Annotated in this window: 1 protein-coding gene; it reads left to right on the forward strand. The window is 61.4% G+C overall.

Translation table 11 applies throughout. The features are described 5' to 3' along the window. Positions 1-84: 84 nt before the first annotated feature. Positions 85-1,359, forward strand: coding sequence for a hypothetical protein (locus tag ABF757_RS08860; RefSeq protein ID WP_415481855.1), 1,275 nt, complete (start codon positions 85-87; stop codon positions 1,357-1,359). The last annotated feature ends 155 nt before the right edge of the window (positions 1,360-1,514 follow it).

Genomic DNA, 1,514 nt, shown 5'->3' on the forward strand with positions numbered 1-1,514 from the left:
AGACGCACAGCGCCTCGGTGTCTCCAAAATGGCTATCCTCGGACACGAACAGTTTCTAGCACCTTGAAAGGCCGGGTAGGATTCATGGCTTTCCGTTTTGCACGTTGTGGTCTGCTCGCACGGGCGGCTCTGGTTATGGCAGCGCCAGCCGGGGTCGTTTCGGCGGGCGTTGTTGCTCTGGCATCCGTTCCGTCCCTGCAGGCAGCGGACACGCTCACGCCTGCGGTGGCGACCGCCCTGCACGATGCCCAGACAGCACTTGCATCCCATGCGTATGACAAGGCCAGACAGGCGGTTGATCAGGCGGCTGCTGTCAGTGGGCTGAGTGCGTATGATGATTATGTCATTACCCAGATGCGTGCCGCCGTGGCAACGCAGGCGGGGAATACGGCTACCGCCATTGCCGCATATGAAAAGCTCATGGCGTCGTCCCGCACGCCGGCCTCCGCGCGTAATCAGATGCTGATGTCTGAAGCTACCATGGCGTATACGGCCAAGAATTACGCGGCGGCCAGCAGCGCGATCAGCCGTTATCTCAAGGTGGCAGGCCCCAACCCGCAAATGCAGCTTCTGCTGGTGCAGTCACTGTATCTCCAGCGTGATTACGCCGGTGTTCTGCGTACGGTCGGGCCGATGGTGAATGCCGATATTGCGGCTGGTCGCAAGCCGGGTGAGTCCGTGTTGCAGATGCAGGCCGCCAGCGCCGTAGCGCTGAAGGATGCGGACACCGCCTCGCAGGCCTATGCCATGCTGGCGCGCTACTATGGCAAGAAAGAATACTGGGCGCTGCTGCTGCATGAACTGGTAACCCGCAGCACCATACCCGACAGTTTGCAGTTGGATGTGTACCGTATCCGTCTGGCTGCGGGCGACAGCCTGCAGGCGCGTGATTACATGGACATGGCGGAAATCGCCCTCCAACAGCATCTGCCACAACTGGCCTGCGACCTGATGGCGCAGGGTTATACCGCAGGCGTTCTGGGAACCGGGGCGGAAGCGCCGCGTCAGGCCCGACTGCGGGCTATGGCGGAAAAAGCGGCGGCGGATCGTAAGGCGACCAGCGCGGCTGATGAGCAGGCGGCTCTGGCCCAGAGCGGGGGCGATGCCCTGTTCCTTGTCGGGTATAATGCGGTTCTGTCCGGTCAGGCGGAACACGGTCTGGCGCTGATGCAGCAGGCTATTACCAAGGGTGTGAGCGACCCGGCGGTAGCGTCGCTACATCTGGGGCTGGCCCAGTTGCAGGCTAATCAACCCAAAGAAGCCGCCGTAACATTGGGGCATATTACAGGCAAAGGGCCGGTGTATGACATTGCCCAGCTCTGGCTGCTCCGGTTGGCACAGGGACAGGCTCCTGGCTGATCTGCCCGGAGACACAGGGTATTAAAAAAGGCCGCTGAATTATTCAGCGGCCTTTTTTGTTGATGCGGGCTTGCTCCGGCTCTCAGCGTGTGGCTGATGCCGTTGCCTGCGTTGCCTGCGTTGCCTGCGTTGCCTGCGTTGCCTGCGTTGCCTGC

Source organism: Acetobacter papayae (assembly GCF_047721125.1).
Classification (GTDB): Bacteria; Pseudomonadota; Alphaproteobacteria; order Acetobacterales; family Acetobacteraceae; genus Acetobacter; species Acetobacter papayae.